The organism is Azospirillum sp. INR13 (assembly GCF_015390205.1).
GTDB lineage: Bacteria > Pseudomonadota > Alphaproteobacteria > Azospirillales > Azospirillaceae > Azospirillum.
On the sequence record NZ_VUOI01000049.1, the window covers coordinates 19,554 to 40,260 of the forward strand.

At 62.6% G+C, this 20,707-nt stretch carries 33 protein-coding genes and 2 pseudogenes; 10 read left to right on the forward strand and 25 right to left on the reverse strand.

Annotated features, from left to right (window positions below):
* Positions 1-46 precede the first annotated feature (46 nt).
* From F1643_RS20805 to F1643_RS20820, 4 genes are read right to left on the reverse strand one after another with little or no spacing between them, the layout of a single operon-like run.
* Entirely contained in the window at positions 47-307 is a 261-nt protein-coding gene (locus tag F1643_RS20805; RefSeq protein WP_149228704.1) for a hypothetical protein, read from the reverse strand.
* Between the two features lie 11 nt (positions 308-318).
* A complete protein-coding gene (locus tag F1643_RS20810) occupies positions 319-567 on the reverse strand; it encodes a hypothetical protein (protein ID WP_194915199.1) in 249 nt (82 codons plus the stop codon).
* Between the two features lie 48 nt (positions 568-615).
* Positions 616-990 carry a type II toxin-antitoxin system HigA family antitoxin gene (locus F1643_RS20815; protein WP_194915201.1) on the reverse strand — a complete coding sequence of 125 codons (375 nt, stop codon included), beginning with the start codon at positions 988-990 and terminating at the stop codon, positions 616-618.
* The gene (locus F1643_RS20820) at positions 990-1,298 is read right to left on the reverse strand and encodes a type II toxin-antitoxin system HigB family toxin (RefSeq protein ID WP_194915203.1); all 309 of its coding nucleotides are present in this window, start codon (positions 1,296-1,298) and stop codon (positions 990-992) included. Before F1643_RS20820 ends, F1643_RS20815 begins: the two co-directional genes overlap by 1 nt.
* 800 nt (positions 1,299-2,098) lie before the next feature.
* Between F1643_RS20820 and F1643_RS20825 the strand changes: the two genes are divergently transcribed.
* Complete coding sequence (locus F1643_RS20825) at positions 2,099-2,290, forward strand: hypothetical protein (protein ID WP_194915205.1); 192 nt, start codon at positions 2,099-2,101, stop codon at positions 2,288-2,290.
* Between the two features lie 268 nt (positions 2,291-2,558).
* Here F1643_RS20825 and F1643_RS20830 read toward each other — a convergent pair whose 3' ends face one another.
* The 10 genes from F1643_RS20830 to F1643_RS20875 all read right to left on the reverse strand — a co-directional run bounded on the left by F1643_RS20830 (position 2,559) and on the right by F1643_RS20875 (position 7,650).
* Positions 2,559-3,077 (reverse strand): hypothetical protein, encoded by a 519-nt coding sequence (locus F1643_RS20830; protein WP_194915207.1) that lies wholly within the window; start codon positions 3,075-3,077, stop codon positions 2,559-2,561.
* Positions 3,078-3,690: 613 nt separating this feature from the next.
* Complete coding sequence (locus F1643_RS20835) at positions 3,691-3,879, reverse strand: hypothetical protein (protein ID WP_194915208.1); 189 nt, start codon at positions 3,877-3,879, stop codon at positions 3,691-3,693.
* A gap of 97 nt (positions 3,880-3,976) precedes the next feature.
* The gene (locus F1643_RS20840; RefSeq protein ID WP_194915209.1) at positions 3,977-4,330 is read right to left on the reverse strand and encodes a hypothetical protein; all 354 of its coding nucleotides are present in this window, start codon (positions 4,328-4,330) and stop codon (positions 3,977-3,979) included.
* Between the two features lie 33 nt (positions 4,331-4,363).
* Positions 4,364-4,582 (reverse strand): hypothetical protein, encoded by a 219-nt coding sequence (locus F1643_RS20845; RefSeq protein WP_194915210.1) that lies wholly within the window; start codon positions 4,580-4,582, stop codon positions 4,364-4,366.
* Positions 4,583-4,611: 29 nt separating this feature from the next.
* Positions 4,612-5,046 carry a hypothetical protein gene (locus F1643_RS20850; RefSeq protein ID WP_194915212.1) on the reverse strand — a complete coding sequence of 145 codons (435 nt, stop codon included), beginning with the start codon at positions 5,044-5,046 and terminating at the stop codon, positions 4,612-4,614.
* 24 nt (positions 5,047-5,070) lie between these two features.
* Entirely contained in the window at positions 5,071-5,526 is a 456-nt protein-coding gene (locus F1643_RS20855) for a hypothetical protein (RefSeq protein WP_194915213.1), read from the reverse strand.
* 432 nt (positions 5,527-5,958) lie between these two features.
* Positions 5,959-6,420 (reverse strand): hypothetical protein, encoded by a 462-nt coding sequence (locus F1643_RS20860; RefSeq protein WP_194915214.1) that lies wholly within the window; start codon positions 6,418-6,420, stop codon positions 5,959-5,961.
* 11 nt (positions 6,421-6,431) lie between these two features.
* Positions 6,432-6,626, reverse strand: a complete 195-nt coding sequence (locus F1643_RS20865; RefSeq protein ID WP_194915215.1) for a hypothetical protein — start codon at positions 6,624-6,626, stop codon at positions 6,432-6,434.
* A 10-nt stretch (positions 6,627-6,636) separates the two neighbouring features.
* The gene (locus F1643_RS20870; RefSeq protein WP_194915216.1) at positions 6,637-7,242 is read right to left on the reverse strand and encodes a recombinase family protein; all 606 of its coding nucleotides are present in this window, start codon (positions 7,240-7,242) and stop codon (positions 6,637-6,639) included.
* Between the two features lie 198 nt (positions 7,243-7,440).
* Complete coding sequence (locus F1643_RS20875; protein ID WP_194915217.1) at positions 7,441-7,650, reverse strand: helix-turn-helix domain-containing protein; 210 nt, start codon at positions 7,648-7,650, stop codon at positions 7,441-7,443.
* Between the two features lie 203 nt (positions 7,651-7,853).
* On the opposite strand from F1643_RS20875, the gene F1643_RS20880 reads away from it, so the two are divergent.
* The 8 genes from F1643_RS20880 (at position 7,854) to F1643_RS20915 (ending at position 10,129) form a co-directional block, all read left to right on the forward strand.
* Entirely contained in the window at positions 7,854-8,054 is a 201-nt protein-coding gene (locus F1643_RS20880) for a hypothetical protein (RefSeq protein WP_194915218.1), read from the forward strand.
* 34 nt (positions 8,055-8,088) lie between these two features.
* Positions 8,089-8,364 (forward strand): hypothetical protein, encoded by a 276-nt coding sequence (locus F1643_RS20885; protein WP_194915219.1) that lies wholly within the window; start codon positions 8,089-8,091, stop codon positions 8,362-8,364.
* 31 nt (positions 8,365-8,395) lie between these two features.
* Positions 8,396-8,641 carry a hypothetical protein gene (locus tag F1643_RS20890; protein ID WP_194915220.1) on the forward strand — a complete coding sequence of 82 codons (246 nt, stop codon included), beginning with the start codon at positions 8,396-8,398 and terminating at the stop codon, positions 8,639-8,641.
* Between the two features lie 39 nt (positions 8,642-8,680).
* Entirely contained in the window at positions 8,681-8,914 is a 234-nt protein-coding gene (locus tag F1643_RS20895; RefSeq protein ID WP_194915221.1) for a hypothetical protein, read from the forward strand.
* 38 nt (positions 8,915-8,952) lie between these two features.
* The gene (locus tag F1643_RS20900) at positions 8,953-9,135 is read left to right on the forward strand and encodes a hypothetical protein (protein ID WP_194915223.1); all 183 of its coding nucleotides are present in this window, start codon (positions 8,953-8,955) and stop codon (positions 9,133-9,135) included.
* Positions 9,126-9,323 (forward strand): hypothetical protein, encoded by a 198-nt coding sequence (locus F1643_RS20905; protein WP_194915224.1) that lies wholly within the window; start codon positions 9,126-9,128, stop codon positions 9,321-9,323. The genes F1643_RS20900 and F1643_RS20905 overlap by 10 nt, the downstream gene beginning before the upstream one ends.
* A 102-nt stretch (positions 9,324-9,425) precedes the next feature.
* The gene (locus F1643_RS20910; RefSeq protein WP_109155053.1) at positions 9,426-9,671 is read left to right on the forward strand and encodes a type II toxin-antitoxin system Phd/YefM family antitoxin; all 246 of its coding nucleotides are present in this window, start codon (positions 9,426-9,428) and stop codon (positions 9,669-9,671) included.
* Between the two features lie 5 nt (positions 9,672-9,676).
* Positions 9,677-10,129: a PIN domain-containing protein gene (locus tag F1643_RS20915; RefSeq protein WP_194915225.1), complete on the forward strand. Its 453-nt coding sequence runs from the start codon at positions 9,677-9,679 to the stop codon at positions 10,127-10,129.
* A gap of 149 nt (positions 10,130-10,278) precedes the next feature.
* Here the strand turns inward: F1643_RS20915 and F1643_RS20920 are convergent, their stop codons facing one another.
* The 3 genes from F1643_RS20920 to F1643_RS20930 are packed head-to-tail and all read right to left on the reverse strand — an operon-like array spanning position 10,279 to position 12,101.
* Positions 10,279-10,803 (reverse strand): hypothetical protein, encoded by a 525-nt coding sequence (locus F1643_RS20920; protein ID WP_194915226.1) that lies wholly within the window; start codon positions 10,801-10,803, stop codon positions 10,279-10,281.
* A gap of 48 nt (positions 10,804-10,851) precedes the next feature.
* A complete protein-coding gene (locus F1643_RS20925; RefSeq protein WP_194915227.1) occupies positions 10,852-11,499 on the reverse strand; it encodes a hypothetical protein in 648 nt (215 codons plus the stop codon).
* Positions 11,500-11,552: 53 nt separating this feature from the next.
* The gene (locus F1643_RS20930; RefSeq protein ID WP_194915228.1) at positions 11,553-12,101 is read right to left on the reverse strand and encodes a hypothetical protein; all 549 of its coding nucleotides are present in this window, start codon (positions 12,099-12,101) and stop codon (positions 11,553-11,555) included.
* A 49-nt stretch (positions 12,102-12,150) separates the two neighbouring features.
* On the opposite strand from F1643_RS20930, the gene F1643_RS20935 reads away from it, so the two are divergent.
* Entirely contained in the window at positions 12,151-12,588 is a 438-nt protein-coding gene (locus tag F1643_RS20935; RefSeq protein ID WP_194915229.1) for a hypothetical protein, read from the forward strand.
* Between the two features lie 902 nt (positions 12,589-13,490).
* On the opposite strand, the gene F1643_RS20940 is transcribed toward F1643_RS20935, so the two are convergent.
* The 8 genes and pseudogenes from F1643_RS20940 to F1643_RS20970 form a co-directional block, all read right to left on the reverse strand.
* The gene (locus F1643_RS20940; protein ID WP_194915230.1) at positions 13,491-14,444 is read right to left on the reverse strand and encodes a GNAT family N-acetyltransferase; all 954 of its coding nucleotides are present in this window, start codon (positions 14,442-14,444) and stop codon (positions 13,491-13,493) included.
* A gap of 9 nt (positions 14,445-14,453) precedes the next feature.
* Positions 14,454-14,849, reverse strand: coding sequence for a hypothetical protein (locus F1643_RS20945; RefSeq protein WP_194915231.1), 396 nt, complete (start codon positions 14,847-14,849; stop codon positions 14,454-14,456).
* 68 nt (positions 14,850-14,917) lie between these two features.
* Positions 14,918-15,669: pseudogene (locus F1643_RS20950) on the reverse strand (IS6 family transposase); the annotation flags it as partial.
* Positions 15,670-16,102: 433 nt separating this feature from the next.
* Complete coding sequence (locus F1643_RS20955; RefSeq protein WP_206692601.1) at positions 16,103-16,834, reverse strand: nitroreductase; 732 nt, start codon at positions 16,832-16,834, stop codon at positions 16,103-16,105.
* A 73-nt stretch (positions 16,835-16,907) separates the two neighbouring features.
* On the reverse strand, positions 16,908-17,594 hold the full coding sequence (locus tag F1643_RS20960; protein ID WP_194915232.1) for an IS5 family transposase: 687 nt from the start codon (positions 17,592-17,594) through the stop codon (positions 16,908-16,910).
* 147 nt (positions 17,595-17,741) lie between these two features.
* Positions 17,742-18,062 (reverse strand): CoA transferase, encoded by a 321-nt coding sequence (locus F1643_RS24160; RefSeq protein ID WP_370540744.1) that lies wholly within the window; start codon positions 18,060-18,062, stop codon positions 17,742-17,744.
* Positions 18,004-18,968: pseudogene (locus F1643_RS24165) on the reverse strand (CaiB/BaiF CoA transferase family protein). Before F1643_RS24165 ends, F1643_RS24160 begins: the two are co-directional and overlap by 59 nt.
* A 102-nt stretch (positions 18,969-19,070) precedes the next feature.
* Positions 19,071-20,693: a HAMP domain-containing methyl-accepting chemotaxis protein gene (locus F1643_RS20970; protein ID WP_206692602.1), complete on the reverse strand. Its 1,623-nt coding sequence runs from the start codon at positions 20,691-20,693 to the stop codon at positions 19,071-19,073.
* Between the last annotated feature and the right edge of the window lie 14 nt (positions 20,694-20,707).

Genomic DNA, 20,707 nt, shown 5'->3' on the forward strand with positions numbered 1-20,707 from the left:
GCCGGGACGGCGGCGATCCTGCTGCTGGCCGGCGCCGTCGGCCCTCCTATGCTGGATCGGCAGGCGCGCTGGCGCTGATTATGTGGCGGGCATCGACGACAACCTCATCGCCGGCGTCGGTGGAGATCCAGACCCCAACGGATCTCGGCGAGGTGGGATGGTCCCCGCGGATATGCGCGACAGTACCCTCAACAACCTTTGGGTTGGCAGCAACCTTCAACTGGACGCCAGCCAGCGACACGGCATCAAAAGGACGTGCCTCGAACCATTCGGCACGGACGCGCATGCCTTTCACCAGCGTTTGCATTATGGCGCTCCTCAGATAGAAACCAGCAGCGCTTCACCTACCGGCGTCAGATCGATGATGTTCCCGCGGCCTCCGGCCGCGCTATGCGGCCGCTCGACGATGACACCCTCGCGAAGCAGGACCCGTGCGGTCGCCTTGTTAATCCAGTCGATGCGAGGCTCGCCGGCAGGCCAGTCTCGCTTCGCCGCCATCCGCATGGCAGCGATCTGTGACTGCGTCGGTCGGAACTTCGGCTGCCCGGTCGAGGCGGCTTCGCGCATGACCTCCTGGTGCAAGGTTCGCACGGCGGGGCTCCTTGTCTGGACGGTTCAGGCAGCCCGTTGAAGGTCGTAGGGCCGTATCAGGATCTCCGGAGGAATCTGGAGCGATTCGGACAGCCGCCGGATCATCGAAACCGAAAGCGCCCGGCGCCGGTTCAGGACCTCCGACACTCTGCCGCTCGATCCAATGATTGGCTCCAGGTCGGCGCGCGTCATCCCGCGCTGCTCCATCATGAATTCGATCGCCGCTATCGGGTCTGCCGGCGGCATGGGGTGGTGGCGACGCTCGTAGGCTTCCACCAGCGTCATGAGGATGTCGAGACGGTCGCCGTCCGGCGTGTCGGGCTCGACGTCCCATAGCCGCTCGATCTCGGCGAGCGCCGCACGGAAATCAGCATCGGTCTTGATTGGGGTTACGTCCATCAGATGTCCTCCAGCCTGCCGCTGCGGGTCAACTCGTCATACTCGGCGTGCGTGCCGACGAACCGGATGTAGACCATGTGCCAGCGATACTTCACGGCGGTGACCAGCCGGTACTTGTTGCCGGCGATGTTGAAGATCACCCGGTCCCCGACGAAGCTGGCGCTCCGGAACTGGTCCTTCAGCTGGGCTGGCCCCACCCAGTCGGCGGCCTCGACCACCGCGAACCACTGGACCAGCGGGTCCCGGCTGTCGCCGCGACCTGGCTTCTCCCAATGCTCCCGGAGCGTCCTGTAGGCAATGATCCTCATACTTGGAGGCTATCACCCTCCCATTTGGGAGCAAGGCAAATCTCCCATTTCGGGAGCGTCAGATTAGCCTCACGCTCCACTGATTGATCCAGCCTCGGAGAGGCGCAACTCCTGCGCCTCCTCAGCCGCGGCAGACCTCTCAGGCCTTCAACTCAGCAAGGCGCTGCAAGACGGCTTCTTCCCGGACGCTCTCTGCGCGGGCATCAGTCCAGGCGTCCCCGCAGGCGCCGCACGTGGTGACAGGGACCTGCACATCGACGGTCGCCATCAGGACGTCCCCAGGTCCATAGGGGAAACGGACCGGCTGCGTTTCCACGCTGTGGACGAGGTTTGCACTCCCGCACTTCGGGCAGAGCTTGTCGAGGGGTTCCCCGAAGTCCGTGTTCAACATCACCTTCTGATTTCCTTTACTGGTGTCGGGCGCAGACCGTCTCAGCGACGGAACCACCGGCCCATTATCGCCCACCGGACGACCCACTCCAAGCTCGTGGGGGTGCTGTCGGTATTTTCCAGGCGGTAATGCCCTCTTGCCGCCGACTATTCGCCGCAAGGCCGGGATGCAGGCGTCAGCTCAGCGCCGGCGCGGTGGTCGACCAGGCTGGGCCAGTCGCTTCGCCATCCCCCACTGCCCCAGCGCAAATGCCGCGGCCGGATCAAGAGCCTCCGGGGGTTCGGCATCTGCCGGGCGGCGCCTGTCGTTCATTTCGGGATCTCGGACGGGTGATAGCCGGCGGTTCATGAGGCCTCGCTTTGTCTGCCGGAGGAGTCTACCGCGCGCATGCTCGCCATGCGCGAAAATTTTGCTGCTGATCGGCGTCGTCGACGCGCAGGACCTGCTGGCGGCGGGCGGCGCCGGGCGCTCGCCCAGCACCACCACCGCGGCGGCCGGGCTGTCGGCGATCCTGCTGCTGCTGATCGGCGTCGTCGACATCGCCTCACGCCATCCGGCAAATACCGTGTTCAATGCAGGCGTTCAACACGATGTCCGATAGAGGTTCGTGAAGTTCTTCTGGGAATGTGACAGTTGACATCCACTGTCCCCCATTATCCCGGTGAAGAGGAGCGGTAACAGAAGTGGCATGCTCCCCGTTCAAGATTGCCCGCGACACACGGAGGCCACGAACCTTGAATTCAATACCATGGATTGTAATCGAAACATCAACAAGGGCCAGCAGCTTTCCGCCGACTGGTGCCTTGCGCACAGCAATGACCTCGATGGTAACAGGCTCTGTCTCACTCAGCACTTTCGCTGTCCCCTCCTTAATCCAAGCTACCTCGCCATTCCTCAATCGACTGGCCGCCGAGAAGCTTAAATCCCTCTACCGCCGCGGCACCATGCGTGGTCAGGCGGCAGAGCACTCCTGCCGCATCAGCCTTGACCAGCTTGAGGACCACCAAGTCCTCGTACGCCGGCGCATCAGCTGGCGCAGGAGCGTCCTGCCAGTTACGCCAAACCCGCAGATCAAGATGCCGCAAGGCAGCGACGTGCCTGCTGTCGAGATCCTGGTGTATGTCCCGTATGGCGGTCCGGCCAGCGGCAGTAATGGACAGGGTCCATTCGACCAGATTTCTGTCGCACCCCCCGTTTGCCGGTGGATTCCATTGGATCAGCATCGACGCCGCGTCGGTCATGCGGAACGCGGTGGACCGTTCACGGGTGGACAAAGCTGCCCCGACCAGAGAGCCGCCGGCTTCGGCCAAGCGCTGAAGCAAAGACCTGCGGGCGGCGGTCAATGAGCCGCGGAAAAGGCTCAACGGTTGCAGCTCACAGACGCTCATGGTCGGCTCCTATGGTAGATGCCGGACAATAACCGGTCCTAGAGCGGATTCAGTGACGGTGGCATCCGGTTTGAATTGCATTAGCTTTGGAGGATAAGTCTTGCGAAGTCGATCAGACTCGCGCTTTGCCGTGTCCATGTCGTCGACCGTGACACTATGGACTACCTTTCTAGTCAGATGGAGCTTGTCAGTATTACGTATTCTACGGATATCATATTCGCCATTTAGAGCTAGTGGGTTGCCATTAATATCTTGAATCGTACCGCTCAGCTCGTACGTTCCATCTGCTATCGACATAAGCCTCTCCATTATTAGACCCTTAATCCGATGTGCCGGGCTGCGTTGCTGGTGCTGCTGATCGGCGCCGCGAGCTTCGCCCAGGTGCAGGACCGGGCGCCTATGTTATGGGGTGGCACATTCGCTGTAAAATGGTTCATCTATCGCATAGCGCGCGTATGCCGCATACCCAGCTTTATTGAGGCGGAACGATTGCCGTGCATGATCTGCGAGAACACGAAAATACTCATGCCCCGCTTTAACATTGCGCTCTTGTATCTTCGGCTCGCCATCGCACCGCGGCACGGTTACAATTATGTTTGATCGGGTTCGGGTGTCATTCTCGCAAGGAAGCGCCATCAAAACGAAGAAGCTGTTTTAACTTGTTTGTTTGCGTTTCATATCCATCACGGCACTCCGCATTTTGGATTAGATCGGTCAAATCCTCTGAGCTAGCGTGAGCAGTTAAATTAGGAGCCACCCCTGTTAGGATATTCAATGCAGCGCCTAAAATTATTCTGCGCATGTCCAATATCTCCTTAAATAGACGTTGCAGCCCGTTGCATGCCACTGATCGGATGGCCCGTGCGGAAGGCGGCCGGCTGACTGGCAGTGCCGATCTATTAGTCTGCGGCCTCGCTCAGGAAGGGGGTACTGACCCGCAGCGCCTCGTCTAGGATCCAAGTGCCGCCGTACTTTTTGCAATGCGCGATTGCCAGGGCGTGGATGCGCAACGCCTCATGTGCGGAGCGTGGTCTTGCGGTGACGATCGGGCGGGCTGCGGTCGCCTCCACGAGTAACTTTGCGATGCTGTCCTCGTCGAGGTTGGTCGCGCGGAACACCGCCTGTCGTGCCGTGAGTCGTGCTGGTTCATACTGGTAAGCCGCAGCCGGCAGCCGTGCATAGTCCGGCTTCACCAACCGGACCACCTCACTTGTGGGCCAGGGCTCCAATGCGGCATTGATGCGCAGCGGCATGGCATTTCTCTCCTTTATGCGACACCACGCTAATCAGCGTCGGAAGAACGCAGTGACGGGAGTGACGGCCATGCGAGCCGGCAAAAGGAAGTATTCCACGGTGGTGCGGGTAATCGACTCCGCCTCCTCGAACCGGGAGGTGCTTTCCACAATCTCCTCACACAGCCTGTCCGCATAGGTGCGAGGTTTGGTGAGAAAGGCGATAGCTTCAGCTAATTCCGCATCAGACATTGTGCGTTTAGACATGTTCATGACCCTCCTTTCTTAGATGCTGAGGGCGCCTACCCTTGCTGAGCAAGCCGCCCAATATTAAGCATCACGATCCGAGCGATTTCGGACGGGATCCTTTCACGCCCCCGAACAGCACTGCTGAGGTCCTTTTGGCCAGTGGGCGTAGATACGGCCCAGCGGCCGTCGTCCAGCTTGCCGGGGCGATAGCCCCTCAACCAGTAGCCCCCAGCAACGTAATCGCGTCCCTTTGCGGTGATGGCCACCGGATAGAATGGTTCCCGATTCTCGGCCAACCCCTCGACGAAGCCTAGCTCCAAAAGGAAGGAGTAATCGCCGCTCGTATAGGGCGAAGGCCGACGCTCTCCATTCTGCTCAAGATCAAGCCTTCCCTCGAATGGCTCGGCACGGTGCAACCGCGCCCCTGTCGCCAAGTCCCTTAACAAATCAACTTGCTTGTCACTTATAATGCTGTACCAGCCACGCATTTCATGCGCCTCCTTTTCTATGCTTCATTGAGGGAAGCCATGCCTCACAAGCCATGGGCGAAAATACTTGATCAGGTCGCCGAAGGCCCAGATCAGGGTGCCGGTAACGAGAAGAAACACCTCCATTCGACGCACGCCGGCGTGTGCTCTCCCGAGGATATCTTCGATCTCTTTGTCGGTTTCCTGCCGCACCTTGGCGGCCGTTTCGGCGCCGTATTGACGCTCGATCTGCGGCAGCGTGACGTCCATGAGCCGACGCGCGGCTTCCCCGGCGCCCCTGAGGCGTTGGCGTTCGAGTTCAGCCGGGACGCTAAGATAGACACTAAGAATAGTCATCAGGCCGCCCGCGCGAGCAAGCCAGTTTTCATCATCGCCGACCTTCAGGCAGCTCATCATAAAGCCGAAAGCTAGAATAACCAGCCACCAAACTATAAGATGAATTTCCCGCGAACGGTATCTGCGACTCCAAATGCGGGTCATGTTTTTATCTCTCATTTTTAAGACAGCCTATTGCGCCGTGTCGGCCGTCTGGCGCTTCTCGTAAAACCTCTTAACGGTGTCAAGATAGGAGATCGCGTCGCCTTCCCAGCCGGTCTCCACCCACCGGCCGCCATCCGTCCGTGGGTCCAGAATAAGCCGGGGCTGTCGCTCGCCCTCCTGGGAGACGGTGCTGTACAGGCGGCCATCAGCGGCCACCAGAAAAGGGCCTGCGACGCGCTGACAGGCTTCATGAGGTGCATCCGGACAAGGGACCGGCGTCACTCGTTGCAGAGACGCAAGGCGGTACACGTCACGACCGAGGTCCACCGTAGCAGTGGTGCCGCTGGCCGCGCTATATGCAATTCCAATAGCTGAAATCATTATCGTGCAGGCGAATGCTAAGCCTATATCTAAGCCCCTCATTGATGCCTCCTATCCTGGATTGTTGTTTTGGTGTCCGTGCTGGACGACGAAGCGAGCGCGCTCCGTCAGCACGGCGGCGGCCTCCGGGTCGAAGGCGCCGCCGTCGGGTGCCAGCAGTTCCCGGGCAATCAGATTTCGGATCGTCGGCCGACCAGCCACGCGTGCGACTGCCTCGGGTTCGCCGATCACGTCATACCAGTGCTGGGAGTGATTCTGGCGGACGAGGCGCCGGTTCCCTTCCAGCAGCGTCAGCAGTACCTTGCGCTGGGGCTCGCTCAGTGCATCCCAAGTCGCCCGCGCACCGGTGATCCCCAGCCTGCTCTCCCGCAGCTGCCGATCGAGGTCCTCCACCAGATCAGGCCGCCCTTCCTCGTGCAGCATCGCTCGCACGCGCTCGGTCTGCTGGCGGCTTTCCGCCTCCAAGCGGTGCAGCACCTCTTCTTCGGTGACAGTCGGACGGCGCCGATCCATGTGCGGCTCCTTCAGCGAATGGAATTGATGGCGGTGAGGGCTTCATTGACCGCGGCGCAGGCCTCATCCTTGATCCGGCCCGTCTCACCCCGCAGCTCGCCGGCGACGCTGTTGATCAGCCCGTCCACCAGATGCTCGGCCCCCTCGCGGAATAGCGAGCGGAAAGGCTCAATAGCCCGCCGGGCAATTTCTTCGGCTCGATCCATGGCGGGGTTCCTATCCTGGAAATGCGATTTCATCGACCTGCAGCCTCTCACCAAGGAGAGCACTCTTTCCTCCTGGGATGGCCGCGTACAGCGACGCCGGGCTGACACCGATCCGCTTTGCCGCCTTGGGCACTGACAGACCTTCTACGAGGATCAGCCGCTTGGCTTCCGCCAGCTTCTCTGGCGTCACCACCACGGGTCGCCCGAAGGTCTGACCGCGCTCCCTGGCGGCTTGCAGGCCGGCATTGGTCCGCTCGATGATCAGGTCGCGTTCGAACTCGGCAACGACGCCGAGGATCCCCAGCATCATCCGGCCCGACGGCGTTGTGGTGTCGACCGCTTGCGTGAGCGACCGGAAGCCGATCTTGCGCCCGTCCAAGTGTTGCATAACCTCGATCAGGCTCTTGAGGGAGCGCGCCAGCCGGTCGAGCTTCCACACAACAAGCGTGTCGCCCGCCTCCAACGCGCGGAGGCACCTGTTCAGGCCAGGGCGTTTGGGCTTGGCTCCGCTCATCACGTCGTCAAAGATGCGTTCGCACCCGGCCCCCTGCAGCGCATTGCGCTGGAGGTCGAGGCTTTGATCTCCGGTTGAGATCCGAGCATAGCCGATGAGCATAACCGCGCCCCACGAAGTCGAATTTGTGCCACGATCTGTGACACACCCTTTCTGCCGGTGCCAGCGACACCGGTTTCTGGAGGACTTTCCGGACAGTCGGAGCGGGCTCCCATCGTGCTTTTCTCATCTCAAAGTGCCAAATTGCGTGTCCGGAACGAACATCTGACCGGCTGGTTGCTGGAGGACTTGTTGGAGTCGTCAGCGAAGACGAACCCCCGGCCCTCCATGTGCGTCCTTTGCGATAAAGATCGTTCCGGTTTTCTCCATCGTCTCCTGAATTTTGGCGAGGGTGGAGGCCCGGACATCGGGCACTCCTTCAGGCTTGCAGGCGCGATTGATTGTCGCCTCGCTCAGCCCTGTCTCTTGTGCCAGCCGCTCGTACGTCCACCCGAGTGCGACCAGCGCCATTCTGATCTGTGTTCCTGTTAGCATGCGCGCATGCTGCCCTATTGAGCATGTAGCTGGCAATCCTGATTGCAGCGCTTGCATTTTTACGCGCTCCGCTAGCATTTCTGCTTGCACGGTAGCGGGTTTCTGATAGTCTGGCAATCAATTTTGAGCGATACGATCTACCTTCTGAGTTTCGCCTGATCATCCCGAAGGAGCCCGACATGGCCGCCCCGATCAAGACCGGCAATGAAACTATGGACGAGATGTTCCGGGAGGCTGGAACCACCGTCGAGCGCGATCCGGCGACTGGGCAGGTGATCGTCGCCAACTGGCCCAAGCCGCGCTGGACCGGCAGCCCGACGTTCCTGTCTGATGCCCTGGACGATTGCGAGCGCGAGCGCGCAGCCGGTATCACTGACTGAATTCCAGACAGCACCCGCCGAGAAGAACCTCCCAATGATCGCCTCAGCGCCGACCACTATCTTTCAAATGTCGCGGGTCCATCGCATTGTCCGTACCGGCGGAACGATCACCCTCTCGCGCAGGGAGTCGCTCCGAACGCTGTCCCATGCAGACGCGCTCCTCCTGGAGCAAGACGGGATCATCACCATCAAGTCACGCTGGTTCGGCCTGCTGCGTTCGGCTCAGCTCACACCTGAGGCTGCGGCGTGGGCCAGGAAGCACCCTGAGGCCGAGATCACCGGTCGGTTGTCCCATACCCTTGCCGCCTGACCTTCCACAAACCGCTGGAATTGAGAACATCATGAGTAAGATCGAGATCATCGCTGGTCGCAGCTATGTCAACAAGTCGGGGCGCACGGAGCGTCTGGTTGTTGAGGTCGGCCACCACGTCCCGGTTCAATGGCTCGGAAGTCCGGAGACGGAGCCCAAGGGCGAACCGGCGGTGCTTTATCGCCAGGTCAGGAACGGAAAGACCGTCTACAAGGAGCCCGGCGAGTATTCAATGTACCTCTCGGCGTTCAGGAACTGGGCTGCCCGCGAAGCCTGACCCGTCCACGAGACGCCGCCAGCCTGGAGCTTTACAGCAATGACGATGATCCCCGACCAGCCTGCGGGCACCATCCAGGGCGACCCTGCCGTCATTGCGACCCAGCGTGCCGTTGCCGCCGGCTACACCGCCGAAGACGTGGAACTGGCACGTGACATGTACGCGTGGTGGCGCGTCTTTGTCGGACCGCTCTGGGAGTTCGGCACCGACAGCGAAGCCCCGGATTGGCGCACCTTCGTCTATCTCGCTGCGCGGGCGCGCAAGGCCCGCTGATTTCGCCAACTAACGCCCGGCCATAGGAGGGCCGCTCCATGACCACTGCCGATCACATCGCCACCGCGACCGCTGCCCTGGACGAAGCCCGGCGCAAGCTGGAGGCCCTGACCGCTTCCCCTTGCGGAGACGATGAGGTCGATGACGCCGTCGGTGGTGCGCTCGCCGACATCGAGGGCCAGATCGGCGTTCTGGCCTCCCTCGCCGTCGAGTGCGTCTGACCATCCAACCATCGCTGGTAAAGCGGGAGGGGGCTCGGATCAGCGACTGGTACACGCGCACCGCCGCCGGTACCGGGGTGCTGCGCAACAGCGCCGGTCGGCTGGAGCAGCTAAAGCTATCGGGCAAGTTGGACATCGTGCAGCTCGCTGAGATTGCGACGATCACCAACGCTGTCTCGCACGCCTGAGCAGCCAGGACACATTGCCCGAAGTTAGTGGCCACACTACCCGCACATTGACCCAAGCCAGCCCCGCTCGTATAGTAGTGAGATCACTACAAGGAAGCCGAGATGCATCGCACCGTATCTGCAGCCGACGCCAATCGGCAATTCTCCGAGATCCTCGGACAGGCCACCAGTGGGCACACCGTGATCATCACCAAGCGCGGGCAGCCAGTGGCGCAGTTGGCGCCCTATGATCGGTCTGCCGCCAAAACAGATGGCGGCTCGGCTTGGAACCGTCTGTTCCAGACGCTGGAAGATGGAGTGGACCTCGGGGGCGAGCGGTTTGACCGTGACGCCCTTTATGACCGGTAACAGCAATGCGCTTCACGCTCGACACGAACATCCTGGTTTATGCGGTCGACCGGGCCGCCGGGAAGCGGCACCACCAGGCAGTTGCCCTGATCCACCGTCTCCCCGGCCGGGACTGCGTGCTGACGCTCCAGTCTCTTGCGGAACTCTTCCGCACCCTCACGAGCGCTAAGCAGGGCATCCCGCCGGAGCGAGCGACAGACATTGTCCAGCAGTGGCGCGACACATTGCCGGTGGTCGCGGCTGACGACGCGTGCCTCACGGACGCGATAGACGCAGTCACCCACCATGGCTGGTCGTTTTGGGATGCGATGATCTGGGCGACAGCAAAGCGTCACGGGTGCCGGCTCCTCCTGTCGGAAGATGGTCAGGCCGGTCGAACGCTGGGTGGAGTCACCATCATAAACCCGTTTGCCGATGGCCCGCAGCCTCTGCTTGATGAGGCGCTGGGCGTGAACTGAACGCGTTCTGCCGATTGTTAAGTGACCGCCAGTCGCCAAGGCCTGCACATGGTCCAGGTCGCTTCCTTGGCAAGATAGACGACACCCGCAGGTACGTTCTGCCGTCCAGCTCAGATATTGGCGGCCATGGGGCAATGGGCTGACGAACCCTAGCCCCGGGTCCGCGGCCTCGCGATGTCTTGCGTCTTGCTCCGGGTCAGGTGTGCGGCCTCTAGCTTGGCCATCTCCTCAGCCACCAGTCGCTCATGCTCATGGAACAGGATCAGCGCGGCCTTCCCGGATTCTGTGCGGCGCCAGCGCGTTGTGCAGCCGCCGACACCGCTCCGTTCGACGACTTCCACATAGCCCCTCAGGTGGGCGATCCGCAGCAACTCGTAATTGGTGCTGCACCATCCCTGCCGCCGCCCGATGAACCTAGCCATGTCGGCAGATGGGGGCAGACCGAGTTCAGCGAACTGCCGGTGACCGTCGTTGGTTAAAGCCGCCAGGCTCAGCTTAATGGTCAAGGCGCCGATCCCGGCCGGAATGCTGGTTGTCCAGGTCTGAATCAGCCCGCGCGTCAGCAGTCGTTTCTCCGGTGCAGACGCTGTGAAGCCAGCGGCGGGCATCCCGTCTATTCCGCCGGCGTCGATCCGCATCAGCTGGGCGATCTGGGCCGGAGTCAGCTTGGTCATCGCTCGGTACCGCATCGAGACGTCAGCACGTCGTTGAACCTTCTCACGTCACGCCGCAAGCTTGGTGCCGAGATTGGCAGGGTCAATCCGAAGTCCATGATGGACGAGGGCTTGCTCCAGCTTCGCCCTTGCCTCGGTCGGAACGGCATCTGCGTGCCAAACGCTGATCCGGGCCAGCACCCGTTCGCGACAGTCCGGTGTGGCCTCGATCAGGCTGGACACCACGCGGAGGCGACCAGGATGGATCACGGTGCGGACTGGATCGCGCAGGATCGGCAGCGCTTGGGCAATGTCGTCTTCGAGATGCGCTACGCCTGTGATTGACAGGTGCGGCAACGGACGGCCGGCATGCATGCACCAGCGCCACCCGTGATAATCCGATGCCCGTTCGTAGATGTCGCGGCACGGTGCAATCCAGCGTGTCCGCGCGTCGCCAGCTCCGTCCCGGAACCAGATCAACCATGAATACGAGGTTGCGCTGCTCCTCTTGGGATCCAGCCGCCCCACGGGCGCAGCGTTCAGCGCGTCTGTGATCTGCTGGCGCAGCTGCCCGTTTGGATCGATCTGCTTCATGACCGAGCAGAACTGGAAGATCTCCAGGTTCCCGAACGACACGCCGCCATCCCAGCCCTTCGTGTGGCCGACGAAATCGGGGATATCCAGAGAAACGCGGTCGTTCGTGACGGGGGTGCTCATGGCGGTTGCTTCTCCGAAGGGATGGCGGTTCTGATGTCGTGGGTGGACGATGGTCAGTGCGTCGGGACGTAGGTGTAGCCGGTCGATCCATTCACCCGCTGTTCGTCGCGGCGCTTAATGGCGTCCCATCGGGCACGGTTCTCCTGCGATTCCTCGATCCTGGCCCGGAGCTGTGCCGAACGTTGCATCGCCGAGCGCTGCGCCTCCTGCTGGAGCGCCGTTGTCCGGGAGCCCTTATATGCGGCCAGCAGGGCCTCATCGGCCGCAGAGCCATTGGTGCAGAAAATTGTTGCCGAGCTCGTCATCTGGACCCGCTCACGGGCAGCCCGGTTACTTTCATCCAACTGCCCGGCACTCATCTCCAGGAGAATAGGCTGCCGACCCAGCTTCTGCTTCTCGCAGAAGGTGCTGCCGGCTTCGGTGACTTCCTCCGAGGTGACGTAGCGCGGATCGTAGCTGATGTTGAGTGTGTCAAACTTAGCGTCGCGGCCCGTCGTCACGGTCGGCTTCCCATTGACCAGGGGCTGCTTGAAGTGGTTCTCGAGGCCAGCGCCGGATAACAGCTGTCGTTGGGCGTCGCGCGCCTGCTGCCATCCGTCCACTGGACGGGGCCGAGAAGTCGTTGTGCAGGCAGTCAGGGATATAGCAACCGTGGCGACGGCAATGGAGTGCAGGGCGGTGGTGGGCAGTCTGGTCACGGTCGGATACTCCAACGTGCAATGGCATCTGGTTAGCCGATTTTCGGCATTGCCCGCGACCTCGAAAGACGGCGATTTCCGCCGCCTTTCGCTGGTGTGGCTGTGCCGTTCGACCTTCGATAGTTGTACCTCAGGCGGCCAGGCAGGCGAAGAGGTCGCCTTGCCCGATCGGCATGTTGGCTTGCCGCCGTGGCGCCGGCACCACCTTCGCAGGGATCATGGTGGCAGCCTTCAGCCGATTGTGCTCACCATCGGAAATCGAGCGGGCGAGCAACTCCGCGGCCGGCGTGCCTGGGCCGAGGCCTGCGTCAGTAAGACGCTGGGCGTGGTCGACCGTGTTCGCCAGTTCCTGCAGCCGTCCGGCGGCGAGTGCAATGGTGCCGAAGCGTAGGTGTAGCGGCCCGAGATCATCGGCGGCCGGACCCGAGATTTAGAGCGATTCTGGGACCGGATTGGCTGAGACGCAAAGCAGGCTCTGGCCCGCATTTAGTGAGACGGGAACTACAATGTTTGAGACGGACCCGAGATTACCGAAATTGGATCGCAGTGCATGAGACATTGCCGGCAGGCGGGTTCGACCACCTCTGGTGGCCTCACACGGCAGCCCTCGACCGGCAAGGCATATGCGAATAGTCGGGGAATTTAAAGGCAAGTTACCCAAATTGCCTAATGGAGGGCGTGAGGTTGGCATTTAGCATGCTGCAAATGTTCTCAGCATCCTCTGGCAAAAGCCCCATCAACGGACGCGCGTTGTACTCCGCGATCTGGTCGGACGTCATGTCGATCACCGCCCAACCGGTAACGTCCCATGCGATTCGGTATCGTGCCTGCATACCTTATTGTTGCACAGCAGCAAAATCTTTGACAATCAGGATCTTTCCTATAAGCGAGTGTCGGCGATCACTGGTTTACCGATGCTCCGGACAAACAGATCTTCAGCCAACTTGGCATTCCGGCGGCGCCTGCCGGGACGATGGCGTTGTATAATATCCTCTGCCGACTGCTGGCTTCTCACGGCCGATCGGCCTTTGGTCGCGATAGACGTTCCCATTGCGGACGGCACTGGTATGCTCAGTCCTACACTACCTCGAACCGCGGGATACTGAGCTGGTAATGCCGCCTGCGATCATGTCCTTCAGTCCGTTTGCCGCCTCCAGCGCCGCCTTGTTCCGGCATGTTCGCCCTCCGGAGGAGGCCGGTCCGCCATCCTGGGCAAGGAGGCGGATACCGGCGACCAGACGGGTGCGCAAAGCAGATGCGAAACCGGCCGGAGCAGCCCGCCCGCCAGTGGTCTCAACGATACAGCCCAGGCGTCTCCACCGCCTTGCCACCCAAGCCAAGCTTGAACTCGGTGACGCCGGGGGCATCGTCCGGGTTGATTCCGCCGAGATCGAGCGCGGTGACACCGCGCTTCTTCAGCTCTTCGATCGCCCGCCACAGCACCAGCCGCATGGCGTTGCTCTTCCGCCCCGCCGCGTTGGACCAGCCGATCTGGTAGGTCGCCGCCTGCCCATGGATGAACAACAGCCCGGCGGCCACCGGTTCCTTTCCAGCAAGCGCCGTGATCATCAGCACCCCGCCGGTCTTGTGCAGCGCGTTGCGCAGCCGGACGACAAGCGTCCCCGAGACACTGCGGTATCCCTTGGTTTCCGCCTGCTTCTGGTCCTGTCGCACCAGCCACGGCAGGTTCTGCGCTGCCGGGTCGACATCAAGGACCAGACCGGCCGCCTCCCCGGCACGCAGTCCCTTGCGCCACGGGCCGCCGAAACGGGCGCGGATTGCCTCCAGCTTCGGCGACAGGTCGAGCCAGACCGTCTGGTAGCCGGGCGCGATGCGACGGAAACCGCAGCGCTCCAGCACAGCCGCCATCTCCGGCGAGGCCGGCAATTCGGGCAGGAGGTTGACGCGGCTGAACAGGTGGTTCGGGTACTCCCGACGCAGCAGACGGAATACCGCCTCGGCGGTCTCCGGCGTCGGCGTCCCTCCCAGCCACAGCGGCCCGCGGTGAATGTGGGTCTGGCGGAACAGCTTCAGCGACCGGCGCTGCAGCACCTGCACCAGCCCGATCGGACGCTCCCCCTGCTGGATGAGGCCAAGCCGCGGGACATAGCCGCGCGTCTTGGCCATCGCGCTTGCATAGCCGAAGCTCTGCGGCAGTGTCGAGCGCGGGATCGCGGCGTAATGCCGTCCCCACTCGCCGACGGTGCCCTCGTTCCACAGGATGGTGACGGTGGGATCCTCGATCATGGCGTGCGATCAGCGTTCGGGCCAAACCGGATGCTCACGGTCGATCACCAGCGCGTGGCTGTGACGGTGTCCGGTCCCGGTGTGCTCGGCTCTGGCGAGGTGCGGGTGGCCGGCTGGCAGGTTGTCATGGGTGTGCGGCAGTTCGGCCGGATCGTCCACCGGCCACAGCAGGGCCGCCAACCCGACCGCCGCCGCGGCGATCACGGCGAGGACTCCGAAGGCCGTATCCAATCCAGCGGTTGCTCCAAGCCAGCCCGCCAGCGGATAGGTGAGCAGCCAGCAGGCGTGCGACAGCGCGAACTGTGCTGCGAACAGCGCAGGCCGGTCGGCCGGATGCGCCGAGCGTTTCAGCAGGCGGCCGGTCGGGGTTTGGGCCAGCGAGTAGCCGAGCCGGCTCTGTTGCAAACTCTTCCTGTAGTAGGCGCGTGATGATGACGACCGGCATCATTTTCGGAGGCTACGCGGCCTGGAGTTTCGAGCTGCTGGTTGACGAGCTGAACGGCTTCGGCGAGCACGCAGGGGCCGACGTTGAAGGCGCGCTCGACAAGGCGTGCCTCGCCGTGTATGTCGCGGGTCAGGTTGAAGGCGGCCGCCTGCCCTTTGCGGAGCGCACGCATCACTCGAACCCCTTGATCGTCGCATAAGCCGTCTTCAGGGTCTTGAAGCCCCGCACCGGCCGAATCAGCTGCTTCAACTTGCCGTGGTCGGCCTCGACGACATTGTTCAGGTACTTGACCTGCCGATGTTCCGTCTCCTCGGGACATTTGCCCTCGGCCTTCAGCTCCGCCAGGGCTGGCCCATAGGTGGGCGCCTTGTCGGTGTTGATGACCATCGGCTTCTCCCAAACCTTCAGGCCGTTCAGCGCCTTGCCGAGGAAACGCTTGGCGGCCGCGGTATTCCGCGTGGGCGATAGGTAGAAGTCGATGGTGTTGCCATGCTTGTCGACGGCCCGGTACAGGTAGGCCCACTTGCCACCGACCTTCACATAGGTTTCATCGACCCGCCAACTGGTCGATCGTGGGCAGCGCCACTGCCAGCGCAGCCGTTTCTCGATCTCGGGGGCATACTTCTGGACCCAACGATAGATGGTGGTGTGGTCGACCGTGACGCCGCGCTCGGCCATCATCTGCTCGAGGTCACGGTAGCTGATCCCGTACCGGCAGTACCAGCGAACGGCCCACAGCACGATCTCGCCCTCGAAATGGCGACCCTTGAAGTCCGACACGGTTTGGCTCCCTCCAACGTCCAGCCATTCCGCCGCGTGCCGGCCAACTTTGCAACAGAGCCGACCTCGCGCTCTGCCGGCGGAGGAGGTTCCCGAAGTCGATGATGAGGTCCGCCACTTCACGGATGCCCGGCGCGACCTCCCGTACGGTGTCGACGAGCCGGCGGTCGGCACTGCTTAGCGTGGTCGGGTCACTCGTCAGCAGGTGGGCCGCGCGGCGGCTGGATGGCACACGCCACGACGGCAGGGGAGCATCGGGACGCTCAGACTTGGCCAAGCGCGCGTCACCGGCTTCACATAGAGCGATCACCACTAACCTGCGTCAGAGCCCTTATTCCATGCCTATTCACACAAATCCACCAGCGGCGGTGTTGCACCAGAAGTGCGGGAGAACCAAACTTCATCCGACCTTTACACATGGCGTTCGTAGCCGTTAAGAATCGTCGGCGTCGCCGGTGTGGAAGCGCACGAACGCCTCCAGCGGCGCGCGTTCCGTGACCAGCCGATTGACGGGCGCGTCCGGGTCCGCCCAGCCCACCGCCATCCCGCAGAACAGCATCTGGTCGTCCGGCAGGCGGAGGAACGCCGCCATCGTCCGGGGGTAGAGCGCCCACGCCTCCTGTGCGCAGCTGTCCAGGCCGCGCGCCTTCAGCAGCAGCATGACAGTCTGGAGGTACATGCCCAGGTCGGCCCATTGTGGCGCCCCCATGCAGCGGTCCACGCAGCAGAACAGCCCGAGCGGTGCACCGAAGAGCTGGAAGTTTTCCCGCAGCCGGTTCCAGCGGCGCTCCCGGTCGGTACGCGCGATGTCCAGCAGCGCGTACATGGCCTCGCCGCAGGCGGTGCGGCGCGCCTTGTAGGGCTCCGGCAGGGGCGTGGGGTAGATCTCGTAATCGACGGGGGCCTCCTGCGGCACCTCCCGCGCCCGTACGGCCATCAGCGCCTTCAACTTGCTGAGCGGCGCGTCGGTAACGACATGGATGCGCCAGGGCTGGAGGTTGCCACCCGACGGCGCGCGGGCCGCGCGCTCCAGCACGCCTCGCACGGTATCGAGCGGCACCGGCCGCGGCAGGAAGGCGCGGATTGAGCGGCGCGCGGTGACGGCCTCGTCCACGGTCATGGTCTGCTCATGCCCCGGTGAATCTTCCAGGATTAGGTCGGACATGGTGTGCCTTCGTCGGATGGATGGCCAGGATATGACCGGTCCTGTTGGGTGGGAGCCGCCTCAGCGGCATCGCTCAGAACCGCCGTGGCCCGCGGGGGATGACCACTCGAGCGGCAATGGTCTGGTAGCTCGGATCGCCGTCGTACACGCCATCAGCCAGGACGGCGGCGATAGGGCCGCGGGTCTGCTCGATCAGCGGCCCAACCTGGGAGGCATCACCGTCGCCGGTGGTCGTCAGCGTGGCGGCAACGATGGTGTTGCTGGCGACATCCGCCGCCAGATGGAGATTCCGCCAGGTCCGGCGCCCCCGCATGCCATGCTTGTCCCGGTGCCACTCGCCGGCCCCGTACACCTTGAGCCCGGTGCTGTCGATCACCAGCGTGACCAAGCCCGACGGCAGAGCAGCGGCCAACACCGGCGTCAGGTGCACCGCCCGCCGACTGATGGTGGTGTGGTCGGGAACCGCCAGGGCCAGGCCCAGAAGATCCAGCAGAGAGGCGAGCAGCCCTTCAGTCTGGCGCAGCGGTTGGTGAAACACCAAGCGGACCATGAGGGCGGTTTCAATGGCGGTCTGCAAGTAGCGCGCCTGCCCACCCTGCGTCGTCGGCGACGTTCGCCAAGCTGCGAGCGCCGCATCGCTGACCCACAGCGTCAGGCTGCCGCGCCGGCGCAGCCCGGCTTCGTACGACGCCCAGTTCGTCACTTTAAACCACATCTTCGGGATGTGATGGCGCCGCGCGTCGTTGTGTTTGTTCGGCATGTCGGCAAATGACCATCCAGGGGAGAAAACGGGGCCGTTCTTCTATAGAACGGCTCGCCACCGACAAATCCGCTCCTTCCTGCCTCCATGCACCACTGCCCCACATCACCTCACCACTCCAGCTTCAGCCCTGGAAAAATGTCCGGGTCAGGCGCCCGCGCATTGATGGACGACGCCTGCTTTGATCAGCCCATCGATCTGCGCACTGTCGTGCCCGATTGATTGCAGGAGGACAACGGTGTCTTGCCCGATCTGGGGCGCAGGCGGGGGCACTTTGATCGGCGTACGGTCAAAGCGTGGCGCTGGAGCCGGCTGCACCACCCCGTCCACCTCGACGAATACGCCCCGGTGTTGGCAATGGTCGTGCGCTGGAGCTTCGGTCATGGACAGGACCGGCGCGAAACAAGCGTCACTGCCTTCCAGCCGCTCGCACCATTCGGCCCGCGTTCGCGACCCGGAACAGGGCAGCCAACTTTTCCTTCATAACTGGCCAAAGCGCCCGATCCCACTGGCGGCTGAAAATAAGATCGGTGATCTCGCAGCGTTGCAGAAGTTGCTTATAGAATTGTGGTTCGATGGCAGCGACCGAAATGTAAGCGCCATCGGCGCATTCGTAACAGGCGTAGAAGGGCGCACCGCCGTCAAGCATATTGTTCTCGCGCACATCGCTCCAGAAGCCCTTGGCGCGCAATCCATAAATTGCCGACATCAGCAGTGCCGAGCCATCGACCATGGCGGCGTCGACGACCTGCCCTTGCCCTGTGCGCCCTGCCACGATCACCGCCGACAGAATCCCGAGAGCCAGCAGCATGCCGCCGCCACCATAATCACCGACAAGATTCAGCGGTGGCGTCGGCGGGCGATTGGCCTCACCCATGGCGTGAAGTGCGCCGGTCAGCGCGATGTAATTCAGATCGTGACCGGCAGTAAGAGCCAGGGGGCCGCTCTGACCCCAGCCGGTCATGCGGCCATAGACGAGGCGCGGGTTTCGCGCGTGACAAGCCTCCGGCCCAAATCCGAGTTTTTCCGCGACACCGGGACGATAGCCCTCGATCAGCGCATCCGCCGAGGCGACCAGCTGCAAGAGAATCTCCACGCCCTGGGATCCTTGAGATCCAAGGCAATAGAGCGACGCCCACGATCGACGAGGCTGTCGTTACGCAGGGCGGTGCTCAGCTGGTCGTCTTGCCCAGCAGGAATGCGATCGATGCGAATTACTTCGGCGCCGAGATCCGCCAGCAGCATTCCGGCGAAAGGACCTGGGCCGATCCCAGCCAACTCGATGACGATGATACCATCTAAAGGTCCGGCCATGGGAGCTCCCCTTCCCGTGATGTTGATGGAGGTGTAATCAAAACATCGCCATATACCCATCAATGTCAGATGCAACACGGAAAAATAAGAAACAAACACCCAACAGAAAGCATGCCTTAACAGTAATTTACTCGTAGAGTGACACCAAAACAGGGCATCACCTCAGGCTGCACGAACCTTTTCCAGAAATTGCTCGATGGTGGATTGCAGAAATTCAGCGTGCTGAACCATCTGACTCGTTGTGTCGAGAACATGCTCGGCCACGCGGTTCGTCTCCAGGCTGCCCCGGCGCACACCGTCCATGGCAGCGAAAGCCTCACCAGTGCAGGTGGAAGCAACGACCGCAGCTCGGGCGATCTCATCGGTTGCGGCAGCCTGCTGTTCCAGAGCAACGGCGACGGCATTGCCAGCTTCAGCCATGCCAAGGATGATCCGGGAAATGTCGCTGACCACCTGCACGGTCTCGGCGGTCGCCTTTTGAATGTCATCGATCTGACCGGAAATCTCCTCGGTAGCGCTTGCCGTACGGGTCGCAAGGCTTTTGACCTCGCCGGCCACCACCGCAAATCCCTTGCCGGCCTCCCCTGCCCGCGCCGCTTCGATGGTGGCGTTGAGGGCGAGTAGCGTCGTCTGAGTGGCAATCGCCTGGATCAGAGCGATGATCTTGCCGATCTCCTCCGTCGCCTTGGCCAGACCGTCGATGAGCACGTTGCTGCGTTCCACCGCCTCCGCACCCCGCCGCGAGACGCGTCCGGCTTCCTTGATCCGGCGTCGGATCTCCTCCACCGACTGCGCCAGTTGGCCGGAGGAACGGACCACGGTCTGGGTACTTTCGGTTGCGGTTTCCACCGCCTGGGTTACGGCCTCGGCCTCTCCGGCCGCACGCTGGGCCACCACGCCGAGATTGGAAGCCGTCGACCGCAAATCTTCCAGCGACAGCGAAACACCCTTCACCGTTGCCCCAACGTTGCTTTCGAAGCGGCTGCTCAGGTCCCGGATCTGGCCCGCCCGCAGCAGTTCGGCCTCCTGCCGGGCCTCGCGCTCCCGGATCATCTGGTCGGCGGCTATGCGGTTGGCACGGAACACCTCGACCGACCGCGCCATGGCACCAATCTCGTCGCCCTGACGCTGACCCTCGATGGTGACTTCGACATCGCCAGCGGCCAACCGCTCCATCACCCCGGTCAGCCGGACGATCGGCCGCACGATCCACCGCACCGAGAGGACGACGATCACCACGCCGCCAACTGTAAAAAGCAGCATCAACAGGACCAACGCCTTCATGGCCCAGGCGCTGGTGGCGTGGGCAGTCTGGAAAACATCCTCCCTCTGGCGACGGGCTGCTGCGGTCGCATCACTCAGAACGTTCACCAACTGGCCAAAAGCAATCTCGGTCGTGTCCATCAGGCTCCCCGCCAAAGCCGGGTTGCTTTCGAACAGCGACACCGCGTCTTTGACGGCGAGCACAAATTCGTCGAGCTGGGTGGTCAGAACGGGCGCAACACGAGACAAGCGCTCGGCCTTCGCGGTCAGCGCCGCTCCTTCGTTCTTCAGGTTGACGCCGCCGACGCCAGCGGAGGCCAGCAGCGCCACTCGGTAGGTTTCAGCATAGAGCGAGACCACCTCTGCTTGCAGCTGGGCCGCCCGCTCATACTGCTCGAACACCTCGTGATCGAGGCGGTTCAGCAAGCTCTCAAACTTCTGCTGCATGGCGTAGCCGGCCACGCCAAAGAACAGTACGCACAACAAAGCTCCGATGGGCGCCAGCGCGACCTTCGCCGGCACCCCTTTCCAATGAG

What these genes read in the sequence shown, in the direction of transcription:
- F1643_RS20895 (WP_194915221.1), top strand. Translation starts at nt 8,681, where the DNA reads ATGACGATGATCCCCGACCAGCCTGCGGGCACCATCCAGGGCGACCCT.
- F1643_RS20900 (WP_194915223.1), top strand. Translation starts at nt 8,953, where the DNA reads ATGACCACTGCCGATCACATCGCCACCGCGACCGCTGCCCTGGACGAA.
- F1643_RS20845 (WP_194915210.1), bottom strand. Translation starts at nt 4,582, where the DNA reads ATGAACATGTCTAAACGCACAATGTCTGATGCGGAATTAGCTGAAGCT.
- F1643_RS20940 (WP_194915230.1), bottom strand. Translation starts at nt 14,444, where the DNA reads ATGATCGAGGATCCCACCGTCACCATCCTGTGGAACGAGGGCACCGTC.
- F1643_RS20820 (WP_194915203.1), bottom strand. Translation starts at nt 1,298, where the DNA reads ATGAGGATCATTGCCTACAGGACGCTCCGGGAGCATTGGGAGAAGCCA.
- F1643_RS20850 (WP_194915212.1), bottom strand. Translation starts at nt 5,046, where the DNA reads ATGCGTGGCTGGTACAGCATTATAAGTGACAAGCAAGTTGATTTGTTA.
- F1643_RS20810 (WP_194915199.1), bottom strand. Translation starts at nt 567, where the DNA reads ATGCGCGAAGCCGCCTCGACCGGGCAGCCGAAGTTCCGACCGACGCAG.
- F1643_RS20815 (WP_194915201.1), bottom strand. Translation starts at nt 990, where the DNA reads ATGGACGTAACCCCAATCAAGACCGATGCTGATTTCCGTGCGGCGCTC.
- F1643_RS20910 (WP_109155053.1), top strand. Translation starts at nt 9,426, where the DNA reads ATGCATCGCACCGTATCTGCAGCCGACGCCAATCGGCAATTCTCCGAG.
- F1643_RS20865 (WP_194915215.1), bottom strand. Translation starts at nt 6,626, where the DNA reads ATGGATCGAGCCGAAGAAATTGCCCGGCGGGCTATTGAGCCTTTCCGC.
- F1643_RS20920 (WP_194915226.1), bottom strand. Translation starts at nt 10,803, where the DNA reads ATGACCAAGCTGACTCCGGCCCAGATCGCCCAGCTGATGCGGATCGAC.
- F1643_RS20885 (WP_194915219.1), top strand. Translation starts at nt 8,089, where the DNA reads ATGATCGCCTCAGCGCCGACCACTATCTTTCAAATGTCGCGGGTCCAT.
- F1643_RS20860 (WP_194915214.1), bottom strand. Translation starts at nt 6,420, where the DNA reads ATGGATCGGCGCCGTCCGACTGTCACCGAAGAAGAGGTGCTGCACCGC.
- F1643_RS20855 (WP_194915213.1), bottom strand. Translation starts at nt 5,526, where the DNA reads ATGACCCGCATTTGGAGTCGCAGATACCGTTCGCGGGAAATTCATCTT.
- F1643_RS20830 (WP_194915207.1), bottom strand. Translation starts at nt 3,077, where the DNA reads ATGAGCGTCTGTGAGCTGCAACCGTTGAGCCTTTTCCGCGGCTCATTG.
- F1643_RS20840 (WP_194915209.1), bottom strand. Translation starts at nt 4,330, where the DNA reads ATGCCGCTGCGCATCAATGCCGCATTGGAGCCCTGGCCCACAAGTGAG.
- F1643_RS20880 (WP_194915218.1), top strand. Translation starts at nt 7,854, where the DNA reads ATGGCCGCCCCGATCAAGACCGGCAATGAAACTATGGACGAGATGTTC.
- F1643_RS20890 (WP_194915220.1), top strand. Translation starts at nt 8,396, where the DNA reads ATGAGTAAGATCGAGATCATCGCTGGTCGCAGCTATGTCAACAAGTCG.
- F1643_RS20925 (WP_194915227.1), bottom strand. Translation starts at nt 11,499, where the DNA reads ATGAGCACCCCCGTCACGAACGACCGCGTTTCTCTGGATATCCCCGAT.
- F1643_RS20955 (WP_206692601.1), bottom strand. Translation starts at nt 16,834, where the DNA reads ATGTCCGACCTAATCCTGGAAGATTCACCGGGGCATGAGCAGACCATG.
- F1643_RS20875 (WP_194915217.1), bottom strand. Translation starts at nt 7,650, where the DNA reads ATGGCGCTGGTCGCACTCGGGTGGACGTACGAGCGGCTGGCACAAGAG.
- F1643_RS20835 (WP_194915208.1), bottom strand. Translation starts at nt 3,879, where the DNA reads ATGCGCAGAATAATTTTAGGCGCTGCATTGAATATCCTAACAGGGGTG.
- F1643_RS20960 (WP_194915232.1), bottom strand. Translation starts at nt 17,594, where the DNA reads ATGCCGAACAAACACAACGACGCGCGGCGCCATCACATCCCGAAGATG.
- F1643_RS20805 (WP_149228704.1), bottom strand. Translation starts at nt 307, where the DNA reads ATGCAAACGCTGGTGAAAGGCATGCGCGTCCGTGCCGAATGGTTCGAG.
- F1643_RS20915 (WP_194915225.1), top strand. Translation starts at nt 9,677, where the DNA reads ATGCGCTTCACGCTCGACACGAACATCCTGGTTTATGCGGTCGACCGG.
- F1643_RS20870 (WP_194915216.1), bottom strand. Translation starts at nt 7,242, where the DNA reads ATGCTCATCGGCTATGCTCGGATCTCAACCGGAGATCAAAGCCTCGAC.